Origin of the sequence: Aliidiomarina maris, from assembly GCF_003987335.1 — a bacterium.
GTDB lineage: Bacteria > Pseudomonadota > Gammaproteobacteria > Enterobacterales > Alteromonadaceae > Aliidiomarina > Aliidiomarina maris.
On sequence record NZ_PIPK01000010.1, the window covers coordinates 40575 to 56115 of the forward strand.

Sequence of the window (15541 nt, forward strand, 5' to 3'; positions counted from 1 at the left end):
GGTATAGTGTAGCCTACTTGTCTGAGCGACGAAAAAAAAGCCGATGCATTCGATTGAAAGCATCGGCTTTGTCAGTCCAAGCATGATAGTTAAATCATGTTCTCTTGGTCCTGACCTTCTTTTTCAACTTCTGGCGGTAGCAAGTCTTCCCGTGAAATGCCCAACGCGATCATAATCGTGGTACGAGTGAACGTTGATGAGTAAGTACCCACTACCACACCTACCAACATCGCGAGTGCAAAGCCGTTAACCATTTGGCCACCGAAGAAGTATAGCGTGAGCAATACCATAATAGTGGTTAATGAGGTAATCAGTGTCCGGCTCAAACACTGGCTAAGTGAAATATTAATCACGTCAGGCACTTCGGTATTGCGCAACTTCAGAAAGTTCTCTCGAATCCGGTCCGAAATAACGATACTGTCGTTCAGGGAGTAACCTATGACCGCCAATAATGCCGCTAAAATGGTTAAATCCAACTGCACTTGCAGCAGCGAGAACAAGCCAAGCACCATAATCACGTCTTGCACCAAGCCGATCACCGAGGCTAATGCGATACGCCATTCGAAACGAAATGACACGTAAATTAAGATACAAATGGCCGCGACTATCATGGCTAAACCACCTGCTTCAGCAAGCTCTTCACCGACACTTGGGCCAACGAACTCAACGCGGCGCAGGTCTAAATTGCTGTCCACCTCAGTGCTAAGTAAGCGAAATAGCTGTTCGCCAATGGCGTCCGCATTTTCTGCTTCCAAGCGCGGTGGAACACGCACCAGCACATCGCGCGACGAGCCAAAGTTTTGCACAATGGCGTCGTCAAATTCATTCGCCGCGAGTACGTCACGCAGTTCTTCCAGATTAGCTGGCTGTGAGAAGCCCACTTCCACCAAAGTACCGCCCGTAAAGTCTAAGCCCCAGTTCAGGCCTCGCGTCGATAACGATACAATGGCAATCAGTAACAAAATGACACTGAGTATCGCCGTCGGCTTACTCATGTTCATAAAGTTGATGGGGCGATTTTCGTCTACTTTAGTAATTTCAAAAAACATCGTAGCCCCCTAAATCGATAACTTCGTGAGGCGTTTTTGTCGGCCCCAGATAAAGTTAACAATGGCTCGTGTACCGATAATCGCCGTGAACATGGACGTCACGATACCAATGGCAAGCGTTACCGCGAAGCCTTTGATTGGGCCAGTACCCACGGCAAACAGGATGATCGCCGCAATCAGCGTGGTGATGTTACCGTCAGCAATCGACGATAACGCGTTGTCGTAACCATGCTTAATCGCTTGTTGCGGACTTCGCCCTTCTTTTAGCTCTTCACGAATACGCTCAAATATCAGTACGTTGGCATCAACTGCCATACCAACGGTCAGCAGGATACCCGCCATCCCCGGCATTGTCAGCGTCGCGCCTGGAATCAATGACATAATACCGACAATTAAGATCAGGTTGGTGAATAGTGCCGCGTTCGCGACTAAGCCAAATTTACGGTAGTAAATACCCATAAAAATCAGCACTAAAATGAAACCTGATAGAATGGCCGTCATACCGTCGCGGATATTTTGCGCACCTAAGCTTGGGCCCACAGTACGTTCTTCAACGATTTGGATCGGCGCAATCAAGGCACCAGCGCGTAACAAGAGTGCAAGGTTCTGCGCGTCCTGCGGTGAACCCACGCCAGTAATGCGGAAGCTTGAACCTAAACGCGCTTGGATAGTCGCAACCGACACCACTTCCTCAACCCGTTCAAATTCAATACGACCATCCGCTGTGGTTTCGCCGGTGGCAATAAACTCAATAAACACCGTCGCCATCGGGTCGCCGATGCGGTCACGGGTTGCCAGCGACATCATGTTGCCGCCTGCTGAATCAAGCTGAATATTAACCTGTGGACGATTGTTCTCGTCAAAGCCAGAATTAGCATTAACGATATGGTCACCGGTCAAGATGATGCGGTTTTCGAGCAATTGCTGACCACCGCCACGCACGTCGTACAAGCGGCTACCAAATGGTACTCGTCCTTGCTGGGCGTCACGTAAATCGTTTTCGGTGTCGACAAAGCGAAATTCCAGGGTTGCTGTCGCGCCCAAGATCTCTTTCGCGCGCGCGGTGTCTTGTACACCAGGTAACTCAACCACAATACGGTCTTGGCCTTGACGTTGAATCACCGGCTCGGCAACACCCAATTCATTGACACGGTTACGCAAAATCGTAATGTTTTGCGAAATCGCATTGGCTTGGGTTTCTTGCAGGTAATCATCGCTCATCGATAAGCGCAGCGTGTTACCATCTGTCGATGCATCGTAGCCTTGGAAGGCATTACGTAATACACGGCTAGCGGCTTGCACGTCTTCTGCATTACGCAGCACGACCTCAACGTCATTACCACTTTCTTCGACACTGCGATAACGAATGCTTTCCTGGCGCAAGGTCGAACGCACTTCCGTGACCATCTGTTCACGAATTTTCATTAGTGCTTCTTCCATGTCCACTTCCATCAAGAAGTGCACACCACCGCGTAAGTCCAGACCAAGCTTTAAGGGCTGGCCGCCAATCGCCGCCAACCACGCAGGCTGCGCAGGTGCCAGATTGAGCGCCACAATGTAGTCACGCCCAAGTTCAGCATTCAGGATGTCTTGGGCCGCAAGTTGCTGATCATCCGATTCAAGGCGCACTAAAATAGTGCTGTCTTCAAGGGTGACGCCGCGCGGCTCAATTCCATTTGATTCAAGCGCGCGTTGCACTTGAGTCATCGTTGATGTGGTCACTTCGCCGCTACGCTGAGCTGAAATTTGAATCGCTGGGTCTTCCCCATACAAATTTGGCAGCGCGTAGAGCGCACCGACGGCGACCACAATGATCACCATCAGATACTTCCACGTTGGAAATTTATTTAACACAAATACGTCCTTTCATATCGGGCGTGAGTATATTGCGCTCAGGCTAGATTAAAGCGTTTTAATCGTACCTTTTGGCAACACCGCGGCAACAGCACCTTTTTGCACTGTCATTTCAACGTTATCGGCCACTGCAATCACCATAAAGTCGTTGTCGTCAGCCACTTTGCTGATACGGCCTACCAAGCCACCTTGAATCAACACTTCATCACCTTTAGTGAGTGCAGATACCAGGCTTTTATGCTCTTTAACACGCTTAGCTTGCGGGCGGTAAATCATGAAGTAAAAAATCAGACCGAAAACAGCCAGCATGATAAATAAAGACAAGGTGCTACCTTCGGCTTGGCCAGCTGGCGCTGCCGCGTGTGCAGATGAGATTAAAAAGTCCATACATATTCCTCTAAATAACAATAATCAATTTAGCTTGGGTGTAGTTATTGGGACGCAAGCCAACTGAAACAAGTCAGACATGTCGCTTTCCATGCCTATTTTAAAAATTAACGCTGCATTCTACCCAAGTCTGACGCAAATCTAAACGGCTATGCGTCGAGCCCCATCGCACGAAGTCGTCGACGCAACCCAATTTGCGACACCTCAAGGTGTTCCATCATACGCTCAAGATCGCCGTTAAACTCGTGATAACAATGAGTTAGCTCGTCGTCAGTTAAGTCAGCGGTGTGCTTTAACTCTGGATGGCGTTCAATTAATTGATATACCGAAGCGCGTGAAATACCTAAATCGTCGGCGGTGGCTTGAAGTTCGTAGCGATGACGCCGCAGCGCTAACACCAGTTCATCCCGGCTAATTTGGCTCGGCTTACGTTTACGCACGTTTGCCTCTGGCAATGGCGCAGTCGCTTGCGCCACGGGCGCATCATTTTTCAGCATGCCTAATAACTGCTGCTCTAAGCGCAATGGCATGCCAGGTGTGGAATCAAACAGCATTTGCCGGGTGACATTGCGCAGCTGACGGACGTTACCCGGCCATTCGGCCTCTAATAGCTGACGCACAGTCGTATTATGTAACCATGGCGACGCCACATCGATAGGTAGCTCAGCTTGACCACTGGTTTTTTCCCAGTGGCTGCGCATAAAAAGCCGCAGCAAGGACGGTATATCCTCACGTCGCTCACGTAACGGCGGTAAGAATATCTGGTAGCTACTCAAACGGTGTAATAATGGCTGCTTAAAGCTACCCTCGCCCTGCTGTTCAAGGTTGGCGTCCGTTGCGGCAATAATCCGCACGTCAACGTCGCTCGCTTGAGTCGCTCCGACTGGCACCACCTGATGGGTTTCCAATGCACGTAGTAGCATCGCTTGCACTTCTTGCGAAGCCTCGCCAATTTCATCCAGGAATAAGGTACCTGTGTTCGCAGCTTGAAACAGACCGTCCCGGTCTGCCGTTGCCCCGGTATAGGCACCCTTGGTGGCGCCAAATAGCTCAGATACCGCCAGCGATGGCTGCAATGCGGCGATGTTCACTGCCACGAAGGGTTGCTTTTGCCGTCCTGACTGATGATAGATAGCCTGTGCAACAAGCTCCTTACCGCATCCAGTCGCGCCACGAATCAACACTGGCTCGTCTGCCGGCGCGACCTTATTGATACGTTCACGCACGTCTTGCATCGCGGCACTTATACCCACCAGCCCTAAGTCATGATGCACAATATTTGGCATTTGCATGGCTTTGAGCAAAATCATTACATGTTCGCCCAAGCAAAGCTCAACACCCTGCTGTAGCTGTGCTTCTGTGATGAGAACTCGCTCGTCTAATTCCACTTGATTAACACTGACCGCAGCCGAATAGGCTTGACGATGCAGCATAATATCGAGCTTACCCACGCGTTCCAAACGCATGGCTTTGCGGCTCACTTGAGGCACGCCAAGGCCCACACCGATACTACTCGCTGCTGAATGAAACTCTGGGGTATGGCGATTCAACTCTTGTTCAGCGAACTGCATCACTCCGTCTAGTACACAAAATTCGCCTAAACGATTTGGGTCCGGGTGGCAGGCAATAATTGCGACTGGCACAATTTGGCGGTCGTCGCTTGCATACGTGGCTCTACCTTTGGGGAAAATTCGGGTTGGCTCGTCATACTGATTACTCACCGCGCCCTCCTTAGTGGTGTCTACTGTGGTGCTTCGATAGTTATTATTTTCCCCTCATACTAATGATTAAAAGCATTTGAAACCAGATATAATACCGGCACACTCATTGTTTAGTTACTTTTTAACCTAGGTTCAGCAACTTATGCTCGATTGGTTCTACTTAACCGACCTCTTAGGCGTCGCCGTATTTGCAATTTCCGGCACCCTCTTGGCGTTTCGAAAGCACATGGACGGATTCGGCGTGGTGGTGCTAGCGTCGTTAACCGCGATTGGCGGCGGGACTACCCGTGATTTAATTCTTGATGTGCCAGTATTTTGGCTGCATGACCCGGTGTATTTCATGGTCATCTTAGCGGCGGCTTTAGGGGCGATTATCTGGCTCAGATTTAAAGCCTATATTCCCGTCAATCGACTCTTGTTTGCGGATGCCCTGGGGATTGCATTTTTTACTGTATTAGGCGCTGAAAAGGCCATTAATGCAGGCGTCACAGGTTTTACTGCGATTATTCTCGGCACCATGACGGCCGTGTTTGGCGGGATGTTGCGCGACGTCGTCGCCCGTGAAGTGCCGCTGGTACTGAAAAGCGAATTGTATGCGACCACCTGTATTGCTGGGGCCACCTTATTTGTGCTGCTGTACCCATGGCACCCCACCGTGGCAATGTTAGTCGCCATGGTAACCACCTTTGGCTTACGCATGGGCGCACTTAAATACCATTGGTCGCTACCAGTTTTTAGCGAGCACAGCGATAAACGCTAACCCCACATAAACGAAGGGGGCTAATTGCCCCCTAAGCGTCCACGTAATTGATCGCCTAAGCGATTGCGCAGCTGGTCCAATGCACTGTCGCGCAGATTATCCAGCTCCTCATCCAACAAGCTTTGTAGTTGGCCTTCACGATCTTGTGCCAAGCTACGAAGCTGCTGGACCTGATCAAGTTGCGGTTGAATGTCCGCCATCGCCGCAGCGACTTGCGCCTCAAGCTGCGCTCGCACCTCGGTCAACTGCTCAGAGGCGTACTCTTGCATCACGCCACTCAAGGCACTGGATAACTGATTATCTAAGTCTGAACTGATATTCAGTCGCGGCGAGCCAACGCGCCCCGCCAACCCAACGTCTAAGTCAAACGCTTGAATTTGGGTTAATGCGCTACCCAGTAGGCGCGCCCAGGTTCTGTCGCCTTCGGTCGCCATTTCGACATCTTGCAAATTCACCCCAGCACCACCACTGAAGCGGCCTTCGCTAATGCGCACGTCACCACGGCTGTTAATCACCGCGCGGCTTAAGTCGACACGCAGGTTGGCCTGCTCAAGCAGACGCTGGGCGGTAAGTTCCGCGCCTTGCAATGACCATTGTTGCTGGCCATTGAATTCAATCGCTTCGTTGATAAAGAAGTTACCGTCTGCGCTAAAGCTATTCCAGTAAGGGGTTTGCGATACATTCAACACGTAGGTTGTCGGGCTACCAATACGTTCGTGTTGCCAGGTAATGTTGTCCCAGCGCACGCTTATATCGACCTCTCCCAAGGTCAGCGATGTATTAGCCAGACGAATTAAGAAGCTTGGCGCTGAACCGTCATCAAACTCAATAAAGCGACCTTCCCAACGTGAGGGCTCTTCTTCCGCTTCGCTTTGTAATAACGGTGCGACGAAATCGTAAGCAATTAACGCGTAATCTGTCCATTGTTGCACCTGCGGGCCAAACAGAATGCCAGCGATGTCGCTAATAGCGTCATTGTCGAGCTCAATTAAGCGTCTGACGCGGTCAAGGTCAGCGCCCGGTGCATCACGTAATTCACGCACCGACGTCTGAATTTGATTGGCTGCATTTTCAACGCTTTGGGTGAAGGCTTGCACACGGTCACGGTCAGCGCGCATATCATCACGCAGCTCCGTCAATTGACGGCGTAGTTGCTCAAATTCTTCAATCGTACGCGGCCGTGCGTCGCGTAATGCGCGCATACGTGTTTCGTATTGGTCAATCACATCACTTGAAGGCAATTCGTCACGCCGATTTTCAACGTCATTACGACTTTGGCGCACAGCACGCTCAGAACTATCAACTACCGCTGGAGTGCGAATTTCACTGCGTTCAAGAAGTTCATCTAAGTCAGGAAAATCAAAGCCCAACTCTGCAAAGCGCTCACCCCAAGTACGTGTGTCGCCTTCCGCTTCACGCTCAGCAATATAGTCGGCACGTACACGCCCAGGACGCGCACGCTCCACACCCATGGCAATACCAGTGGCGCTGAGCTCGTCAATATACACGCGGCCTATCATCGCTTGTAAAACTTCGACGCCAAAGCTGACCCGCTGGGCTTGAAAGCGATTTAATTCCGGTGTTTCCGGGTCGGTAAATTCAATATTTTGTAGCTCAACTGCAAACGGAGACCATTGCAAGCTAAGTCGCTCAATGTTGACTTCGGCACCATTTACGCGGGTTAACCCCGTAGTCAAACCAAAGCGCAATGCAGGGGCAGCAAAAAAATAGACCAACGCAATCAGCGCAGCAAAGAAGCCTATGAATGCCAACATGCCGTGCCAGCGGATATACTTATTCATACTGAACCTCCGCGTAAGCTACTTAGACGCTCGTAGATGCCCCAGAATTTAGAGCCGCGTAACGCTTGCACAATTTTCAGCTTAATAAACCAAGCTTTAACCCGCGCACGATAGTTCACCACCAAGTAGTAGCTGATAAACAACCAAAGGGGCGCAAATAAAAGCGCGAAAGTAAGCGAGCCTAAGGTGATGGTATGGTTAAATTGCGCCAAGCGTGCCCATGGTTGGTCGTATAATGAGGTCCACAACCCTTGCAGAGCCTGCGCCTGCAACAAGCTTTCGCCGATATAGTCAGCGATTGGATCGAACAGGTAGGCAACCCCCGAGAAAAACAACCATGCGATTAAAAACCCGCTGAAGTTAATTCTCAGTGACATAGCTAAGAAGATAATTATCAGATTATGCAGGCTTAACAACGGTGTCAGCCCCATGATCATCCCTAATACGAACCCCCATGCAATGGCCCAAGGCCCCGCCTCTGAGTTCAACGCTTTCAACAAGCGCGCCAACATGCCTAACATATCGACTCCTTTTAAGTGTTCAAACTAGCGTGTGCAAGCAAGCCTGTGCAAACAAGGGGTTAAGCCCCAAGTTTTAAGGGCCACAAGTTTTAAGCTTAAGAACGTCAACGCCCACTTGGTCGCTGATTATTATGTATTATGGCTCGTGTAACACCTTTTTTGCATATTTTTTGCTAACCACCTCGCTAGCCTTTATCGCGCCGCGCCTTGCTCTTTAGCCAATATTGCAGTTTGCACAGCTTGCGCTTGGTCGCCCGGCACCCAGCCATGTAAATTGTCATTCACGAGCTGAGCCATCATATCAATGTGCGCAGCATCGGCGTTCAGACATTCGATATATTGGTAAGTTTCACCACCTGCATGCTCAAAGTATTCACGGTTTTCTTCGCCAATTTCCTCAATGGTTTCAAGACAGTCAGAGGAGAAACCTGGGCATACCATTTGTACCGATTTGACCCCCTGTGCGGGCAGGCTTTTCAAGGTTTCGTCGGTGTAAGGCTTTAACCATTCTTCACGTCCAAAGCGCGACTGGAACGTCGTCATATAGTCGTCCTTACCAAGGCCTAAATACTCCGCCACCAAACGCGTAGTTTTATAACACTCGCAGTGGTATGGGTCGCCCTGAAGTAAGTAACGTTTAGGTACGCCATGGTAAGAGAAAATCAGCTTGTCGCAGCGGCCGTGTTTTTCCCAATGCGCCTTAATTTTATCGCCGACGGCTTGGATATACGCTGGATAATCGTGGTAGTGACTGATAAACCGCAGGTCCGGTAACCAACGGCGCTGAGTGAAGTCGGCGGCGAGGTTATCAAACGTCGAGCCGGTAGTGGAGCCTGAATACTGTGGGTAGAGCGGCAGCACCAATAGTTGGCGTACGCCCGCTGCGCTTAGTTTTTCAATCGCAGACTCAATGGATGGTTGGCCATAACGCATGGCAAAGGCGACTTCGATACCGTCTCCATACTGTTGCGCTAATTGTGTGGCAAGTGCGTCGCGTTGCGCTTGGGTGTGGAACATCAGCGGCGAACCCTGATCAGTCCATACTGTTTGGTAGGCCTTTGCAGAGCGCGCAGGGCGAATGCGCAGAATAATCCCATGCAGAATCACCTTCCACAGTAAACGTGGAAACTCTACCACCCTAGGGTCTGACAGAAATTGCGCTAAATAAGTACGCAAAGCCTTTGGCGTCGGGGCTTCTGGCGTACCTAAGTTAGTGATCAACACACCAATCTTGGCGCGCTCGCCATGGTTGAAATCAGACCGCCCTTGATACTTCATTATTCAGTTTTCCTTTGCCAAAATTTGAGTCATTATAAGCATGTTACGGGGTGATACACACGCTCACCTTGGTGGCTTGTGCGCCGTTAGCGCCTGTTTCATGTGAGCACTGCGTGCTGGCACAGTGAACCCTACACTGTTAAACCTTAGATTACGCTGATGAGCTACGTAAATTAAGTACTTAAGGTTCAAATAAAGCGATTGCTCGCAACGATTAAACACTCTCTGGTGCCTCACCCTAAGGTGAAAGATGTAAGCATGGCGCCAGAATCAACTATATTTAGGCAAATGCTTAGCGGCTATGCCTTGGAGACCCATGCGTAATACAGCGTTAATTATTGTCGATGACATTTCTGACTGGCAACCCTACTTACCTAGCCAAGCGGTGATGAGTGCTGCCGAGTATATGCAGCAAGCAGGCGCACGCCACCGCGGCACCATTATTAATTTATGTGCCGACTTAAGTTATTTATCCACTGGCTACTATGTGAGTTTGCTGGCTGAAGCGCGTGGACAACGCTCTCTGCCATCCGCCGGGGTTATGAACGACCTAGCGAATTTACGCCATTACCAACTGTTTTTGCGTGACATGAACCGTCAGTTGAATAAATTTGTGACGGACCCAAGCCAGCAGAAAGTCAGCATTTTGGTGTGTTTTGGGCAAAGTGAGTCCGCTGAGCTGACCTTACTTGCGCGGCAATTGTTTGAGGCCTACCCGTGCCCGACATTGAAGGCAACGTTTGTTCGGCATGGTCAAGGCTGGACTATTGAAGGCTTAACCAACCAGCCAATTAACGAACTAGACGACGACGAGCAGACCCTATTTGCCAATGCCTTGGACAGTTTTAACAAACGCGTATGGCGTAAGGCGCGGGCACGCAAAGAATACCGCTATGATTTAGCCATTTTGCACGATCCGAACGAGCATATTCCAACCAGTGACAAAAAGGCATTGCAGAAGTTTATTCAAGCAGCGCGTTATAACGACATGGACGCTGAGCTAATTACTGCGGACGATTACAGCCGTTTACTCGAATTCGATGCGCTATTCATTCGCGAAACCACGCGGATTAACCACCACACCTATCGCTTTGCCAAAAAAGCACAAGCCAATGGCTTGGTGGTCATTGACTCGCCAGAAGCGATTCTTAAATGTGCCAACAAAGTTTTCTTGCATGAACTGCTTGAGAAAAACAAAGTGCCGATGCCGCGCTCTGAACTACTTATCGATACCGCTACAATCGACTATGCGGCTATCGGCGAACGCTTAGGTTACCCTGTGGTGCTGAAGATTCCAGACGGTTCCTTCTCGATCGGAGTTGAAAAGGCTTCCAACGAAGAAGAGCTGCGTGCCACCGCTGAGCGTCTATTTGCGAAGTCGACGATTTTGCTCGCCCAGGAATTCATGCGTACCGACTTTGACTGGCGTATTGGCGTGCTGAATAACCGCGCGGTCTATGCGTGCAAATACTATATGGCGCGCAACCACTGGCAGATATATAACCATGCTGAAACCGTGCGTAACCGCAGTGGCGACTTTGAATGCATGGGTGTGCACCAGGTGCCTAAAGAAGTCATTAAAGTGGCGCTCCAAGCGACTCGCTTAATTGGTGACGGCCTGTATGGTGTGGATATGAAAGAAACGCCCCGTGGCCCGGTTATCATTGAAGTCAATGACAACCCGTCTATCGACAACGGCGTGGAAGATTTGCATTTAAGTGACGAATTGTATCGCATCATTATGGCGGATTTCGTGCGCCGTCTTGAGCACTGACCTATGCAGAGCAACCACCAATGACGCCCGCTTGGCATATTCGCGAGGGGCAAACAGCAGACTTAGATCGCCTGTGTGAACTTGAGCAGGCGAGCTTTAGTTATGACCAAATTGGTCGTCGCAGTTTTAGACATTTACTGTTAAGCCCGACGGCTCGGGTGTTCGTGGTTGAACAACCGGGCACGGCGCCAGCATTGCTGGCTTACGCCATTGTGTTAACCCGAAAAAATAGCCGCTATTGGCGGCTTTATTCCATGGCAACCAGCAGTGCAGCGCGTGGCCAAGGTATCGGTAAGCATTTACTTAACCATATTCTTGAAACCGCGCAGCACAGTGTTGACGGCAGCGCTGGCGGCATGCGCCTTGAGGTTAAATGCAGTAATACGGCGGGTTTGGGCTTGTATCGCCAGCTCGGTTTTGAAATCACCGATATACTACCCGCCTACTATTCAGACGATAGCGACGGCTACCGCATGCAGTTGACCTTCGCTTAAGCCGTAAGCGTTTGCTCGGCGCCGTTGCTTGCCTCGGTTTGCACACTAAACCCAGTCGCCAGCAGCGGCGCTACGTCGCTTAGAAGTGCTGTCCGCGAAGAGCTACTTTCTCCCACATCCATCACAAATGCCCGGTCGATTTTGAGCTCAGTAAACGGCAAGCGCTTGGCGCGCGACAACGACGAATAAGAAATATACGAGGCTTTCTAACAACCGATTTACAAATAACAAAGATTTAATGTCTGTGTTTTTATTTAACTTAAATCAATTAGTCAGCGTGTTACATCGTTTATATAAGCTAGTTAATTACGATAGTCTCGGGTTACTTTCACCACTTTATGCGCACTGGCTTGATAGTCGCGCATTAACGCATCAATCGGCTTCGGTTGTGGGTCAAGGCCGCGCTGTTGCAAGTAATCAGGATTGTAGAGCTTAGAGCTCGAACGCTCGCCTGCGTCACAGGCAAAGGTAACAATACGCTGGCCTGCTGGGCGCTGTAACGCGGCAAAAAACGCCGCAGCCACATTCAATGCAGAGCTACTGCCAAGCACAATCCCGTCTTCACGGCGCACATAGTCAGCAATCGCAATTAAGTCACTATCGGGTAGGTTCACTGCATAGTCTATCTGCGCTTGGCGAAAATTCTCCACCCGGCGCATAATCCCAATGCCTTCGGTCATTGAACTGCCCTGCGACTTATACTCGCCGCTGCGCAAAAACTCTAAACTGCCTGAGCCGTCTGGATCCGCGAGCCATACTTCGGTCGCCGCATTTTGCTCTTTCAAGTAACGAGAATTGCCTGCAATCGTGCCACCAGTGCCGGATACGGAGACCAATATATCGACTTGGCCATCAAGCTGCTGATAGATCTCAGGGCCGGTATGTGAATAGTGCGCACGCATATTGCTGGTGTTCTCGAACTGGTTGGCCCACCAGTAATCTGGGTTTTCTTCCGCCATGCGCCGTGCGGTGTGGTAAAAATGGGCGGGATTTTTGAACGGCACAGGGTCGACTGCATGTAACGTGGCACCATGCAAACCGATCATGCGAGTTTTCTCCACAGTTTGATCATTCGGCATCACCACTAATAGGTTCAAACCATATGCTTTGGCCACCACCGCCAGCCCGATACCTGTGTTACCTGCAGTGCCCTCGACAATGGTCATTCCGGGGCGCAATGCACCGCTCGCTAGGGCATCATCGACCATTTGCTTGGCTGCCCGGTCTTTGATCGATCCACCCGGATTTTGAAATTCACACTTTAAAAAAATGTCACTTTTGCAAAGCGCTGACAGCGAACGAATTTTTAGCATATCGGTGCGCCCTATCATCTGTGCCTGATGCTCGAATCGCGTCAATTTTTGCATGGTCAATCCTCTTTATTGGTAGTGTGGGCTTAGCTGGAAATAGCGTTCATACTGACATAAGTCATTAAAGCGCGGCTAGCTAAATTCGTTTAAGGTGCGGTTTTCGCAACGAAATATTCGTTTTTATTGATTTATTGCCGCGCTTATATAAGTATTTTTTTGTGGTTTAACTTTGTTCAATTTAATTTGACGGTTTGCAACAGGGGTGTATACTCAGAGTTGCTTGAATACCAGCTCGAATTTAACAACACGTACGACCTCCCTTCGGAAGATTCTCGTCCTGTTTAAATAAGTCCTAGCTGCTTCCAGCATAATCAGCCGCAAGGCTATTAAATTTTTATGTTTAAAATCAGGATAAGTTATGTCTGACGTAATTACTGGCACTGTTAAGTGGTTCAACGAGTCAAAAGGCTTTGGTTTCTTAGAGCGCGAAGGCGGTCCAGACGTGTTTGTACACTTCAGCGCAATCAATGCAAACGGTTTCCGTTCATTGGCTGAAGGACAAAAAGTTTCTTTCACAGTGACTCAAGGTCAAAAAGGCCCACAAGCTGAGAACGTAACTGTTGTTTAAGCAGTTTTCGAATTGACGAAGAAAAAGGTCGGCATATGCCGACCTTTTTTTATGCTTAATTGCCTATGACGATAAGCGCCGTCGTCGCATTAGCGTCGACTAAGGCATCCGGGCTTAGGTTCAATTCACTGCGCTGATTGTCCTGCTTTATACCGATTAAAATGTCGCCTTGTGCCGCAACGGCTTGTTGCAATTGACGGAAGCTCGGCTGTCCAAACCACTGCGAAGGTACACTTTTCAAACGCACACCAACGCCTTCAGGGCTAAGTAGGCTGTCGTACACACTGCGTAAGTCAGGGTACACCGCTAGCTGGGCTAACAAGTGGCTTATCATTGCCGAGCTTTGCACGACCTCGCTGCGCAGCCGATGCTTACTGGCGCTGACGTAACGGTTGTTATTCGGGTCGATTAATTCCACCAGTACTTGCGGGCGCTGACTCGCATCCTGGAGTAATAGGTCAAGCAGTTGATTGGCAACAATACTGCGTGCATCAGCCTCTTCACCCCGCTCTAAGCGGTCGGTGGCGAACACCACCACAGTATCAAACTGGTTCAGTTCAATGTCGCTTAACACCGACGCACGGGTGTAATCGGCCTCAATGAATTCCAGCTGTGCGTGGCTATCATTGACCAACTGTCGGCGCTGGCTGCGGGATGATGTTGATACTGAGGTCAGTGCTAAGTGTTGCCCAAAGGCGGCTTGTAATTGCTCAATAAAGCGCGGTACACGGCGATTCCAACCTAGCACTAAAACCCGTGCCCGCTCGCGCTGCAAGCTTAATGCGCTTAAATCAACCGGCGCTAACTGCGCTTGCTGATTACCTGCGCTGCCAAGATACACAATATCTTTTTCTTCACGCGCCAATAGGATTAATTGGTCATCGGAGCCAATGATATAGTCTTGCTTAGGGTTCAGCAAAGGTGTGGCGTGGCCACCTTGCTTACTCACTACGCCGCATGCAATTGAGGCCTGATAAAACTGACTGATGTCACCCCAACGCTGGCCTTGCACCGCAGTCGCAGGCGCTAAGTAAAGCTGGCAGCCATTCGCGTCGACGAGCAATGAATCGAGTACTTCTGACACCCCGGGCGAGACCACGCTTTGACTAAATGCACGCGCAATCGCGATGTCACTGGCGACTATTTGCAATGGGCCTTGATAAGAATGACGTGCGAGTGCGATATTATCCGCGTTTTGCAACTCCACAATCGCCAGTGGCGGCGTGGCTTGTACACTTTGCGCATTTAACGACAGTAACACCTTAATCGCCTCGGAATCAGCACTCAACAGGCGTCCACTGGTGTCCGCTGGTGACGGAATAATAACTACTTTGGCTGAGCCTGCGGCAACCCGCAACATATGGTCGGGGTTTAGCATTGAGCCGGAGCGCAGGATAACCTGACGACGTTTAGCACTCAGTTCACGATGGCTATAAAATTCACTACTCGCACCTTGAGTAATGTCATCGGCTAACACGGCAATGCGGGTGCGCTTACGTTTACGCTCAGCGCCGTTGTCCAATGGCCCACGGGCTAGAATATCCTGCAAAATTGGAATAGTCCGTGATGTCCAACCCAAGATACTAATATGATGACGCAATGCAACAGGGGTTAAGCCCTGCTCCAAGGTTTGCATTTTGGCGGTTAACCACTGGGTCATAATCGCGACCAATGTACCCATGAACAGTACATAACCAAGTACCGTCAGCACCGTGGACACCACACGCCGCAGCATGCCTTCATCGTCCCCTAAGTACCCCGGGTCGGTCAGGCGCAAGAATGCCCACCAAATATTTTCCAAATACGTTTCCGCGGGGCCATGAAACGCAGTCACTAAAGCGCCGCCAAATAGTGACACTAGAACCACCAGCAGCCAGGCGACAACTAGTTGATAAAACGCGCCTTTGGCTAGCTGGCGTTCAAGATAAAATTTTAAGCGGTCGATCAGTGGCAATCGAAACAT

Annotated in this window: 13 protein-coding genes; 4 read left to right on the forward strand and 9 right to left on the reverse strand. The window is 50.1% G+C overall.

Annotated elements, in window-relative coordinates; genetic code table 11:
• Window positions 1-89 precede the first annotated feature (89 nt).
• From secF to CWE07_RS10680, 4 genes are all read right to left on the reverse strand, one after another.
• A complete protein-coding gene (secF, locus tag CWE07_RS10665) occupies window positions 90-1049 on the reverse strand; it encodes a protein translocase subunit SecF (protein WP_111569890.1) in 960 nt (319 codons plus the stop codon).
• 9 nt (window positions 1050-1058) lie between these two features.
• Window positions 1059-2903 (reverse strand): protein translocase subunit SecD, encoded by a 1845-nt coding sequence (secD, locus tag CWE07_RS10670; protein WP_111569889.1) that lies wholly within the window; start codon window positions 2901-2903, stop codon window positions 1059-1061.
• Between the two features lie 48 nt (window positions 2904-2951).
• Window positions 2952-3290, reverse strand: coding sequence for a preprotein translocase subunit YajC (gene yajC, locus CWE07_RS10675; protein WP_111569888.1), 339 nt, complete (start codon window positions 3288-3290; stop codon window positions 2952-2954).
• Between the two features lie 149 nt (window positions 3291-3439).
• The gene (locus CWE07_RS10680; RefSeq protein WP_111569887.1) at window positions 3440-5011 is read right to left on the reverse strand and encodes a sigma 54-interacting transcriptional regulator; all 1572 of its coding nucleotides are present in this window, start codon (window positions 5009-5011) and stop codon (window positions 3440-3442) included.
• Between the two features lie 142 nt (window positions 5012-5153).
• Here CWE07_RS10680 and CWE07_RS10685 point away from each other — a divergent pair, with 142 nt between their 5' ends.
• Complete coding sequence (locus tag CWE07_RS10685; RefSeq protein WP_111569886.1) at window positions 5154-5771, forward strand: trimeric intracellular cation channel family protein; 618 nt, start codon at window positions 5154-5156, stop codon at window positions 5769-5771.
• Between the two features lie 20 nt (window positions 5772-5791).
• On the opposite strand, the gene CWE07_RS10690 is transcribed toward CWE07_RS10685, so the two are convergent.
• From CWE07_RS10690 to hemH, 3 genes are all read right to left on the reverse strand, one after another.
• A complete protein-coding gene (locus CWE07_RS10690; RefSeq protein WP_111569885.1) occupies window positions 5792-7573 on the reverse strand; it encodes a TIGR03545 family protein in 1782 nt (593 codons plus the stop codon).
• On the reverse strand, window positions 7570-8094 hold the full coding sequence (locus CWE07_RS10695; RefSeq protein WP_111569884.1) for a TIGR03546 family protein: 525 nt from the start codon (window positions 8092-8094) through the stop codon (window positions 7570-7572). The genes CWE07_RS10690 and CWE07_RS10695 overlap by 4 nt, the downstream gene beginning before the upstream one ends.
• Before the next feature lie 192 nt (window positions 8095-8286).
• Window positions 8287-9372, reverse strand: coding sequence for a ferrochelatase (hemH, locus tag CWE07_RS10700; RefSeq protein ID WP_111569883.1), 1086 nt, complete (start codon window positions 9370-9372; stop codon window positions 8287-8289).
• A gap of 316 nt (window positions 9373-9688) precedes the next feature.
• Here hemH and CWE07_RS10705 point away from each other — a divergent pair, with 316 nt between their 5' ends.
• Entirely contained in the window at window positions 9689-11146 is a 1458-nt protein-coding gene (locus tag CWE07_RS10705; RefSeq protein WP_111569882.1) for a RimK family protein, read from the forward strand.
• Window positions 11147-11166: 20 nt separating this feature from the next.
• Window positions 11167-11640, forward strand: a complete 474-nt coding sequence (locus CWE07_RS10710; protein ID WP_111569881.1) for a GNAT family N-acetyltransferase — start codon at window positions 11167-11169, stop codon at window positions 11638-11640.
• A 302-nt stretch (window positions 11641-11942) separates the two neighbouring features.
• Here CWE07_RS10710 and CWE07_RS10720 read toward each other — a convergent pair whose 3' ends face one another.
• Complete coding sequence (locus CWE07_RS10720) at window positions 11943-13007, reverse strand: cysteine synthase A (protein WP_111569879.1); 1065 nt, start codon at window positions 13005-13007, stop codon at window positions 11943-11945.
• 361 nt (window positions 13008-13368) lie between these two features.
• Between CWE07_RS10720 and CWE07_RS10725 the strand changes: the two genes are divergently transcribed.
• Window positions 13369-13578 carry a cold-shock protein gene (locus CWE07_RS10725; protein ID WP_111569878.1) on the forward strand — a complete coding sequence of 70 codons (210 nt, stop codon included), beginning with the start codon at window positions 13369-13371 and terminating at the stop codon, window positions 13576-13578.
• A 55-nt stretch (window positions 13579-13633) separates the two neighbouring features.
• Here CWE07_RS10725 and CWE07_RS10730 read toward each other — a convergent pair whose 3' ends face one another.
• On the reverse strand, window positions 13634-15541 hold the full coding sequence (locus CWE07_RS10730) for a CASTOR/POLLUX-related putative ion channel (RefSeq protein WP_111569877.1): 1908 nt from the start codon (window positions 15539-15541) through the stop codon (window positions 13634-13636).